This window comes from Myroides sp. NP-2 (assembly GCF_014145665.1).
Classification (GTDB): Bacteria; Bacteroidota; Bacteroidia; order Flavobacteriales; family Flavobacteriaceae; genus Flavobacterium.
In genome coordinates this window covers 1-517 of record NZ_JACHTD010000058.1, presented here as the reverse complement: position 1 = coordinate 517, position 517 = coordinate 1, and the positions used below count along the sequence as shown (strand labels likewise).

The following is a 517-nucleotide window of genomic DNA, read 5'->3' as shown; positions in this document are numbered from 1 at the left end:
ATACTCTCTAAAGGATTTAACAAATCCTGTGGGTTTACACCATACAACTGTGTTACTTGTGTTTCTGCCATAATTTAAAAATTTAATTGTTAGACATTTAATTATGGTGCAAAATTCAGTAATAAGTTGTAATTCATTTTGTTACTAAATAGTTAGTAACTATGTAATTTAACAGTTTTAGATTTAATAAGAACTATTTAAGCTGTTCTAAGATTGCTTTTTGAAGAGTATCGTTAAGCTTTGGAAGAAAAACAGTTTCGTCTCTTACTCGTCTTTTTATATCTTGTTTTAGCTTTTCGTGATATAGCTTATCAATCTTAAAGAAGTCTGCTAATAGTTTATAAAATTGGTTTTCAGAAAGATTATCTTTTCCCTTACCGACATTTATAGATTTACTTTCTATAAGAGCCATTCCTAACTCTACTAAGTCAGTAACATTTGCTTTCCACTTTAGCGTGGAAATATTCTGTTTACTTATTGATAAATCTTTCTGATTGGTCTTGATTGACAATGTTTC

Annotated in this window: 1 protein-coding gene; it reads right to left on the bottom strand. The window is 28.4% G+C overall.

Features of this window, described 5'->3' with window-relative positions; translation table 11 throughout:
• Positions 1-193: 193 nt before the first annotated feature.
• On the bottom strand, positions 194-517 hold a 324-nt coding region (locus H4K35_RS15625), incomplete at its 5' end, for an RteC domain-containing protein (RefSeq protein ID WP_182628818.1).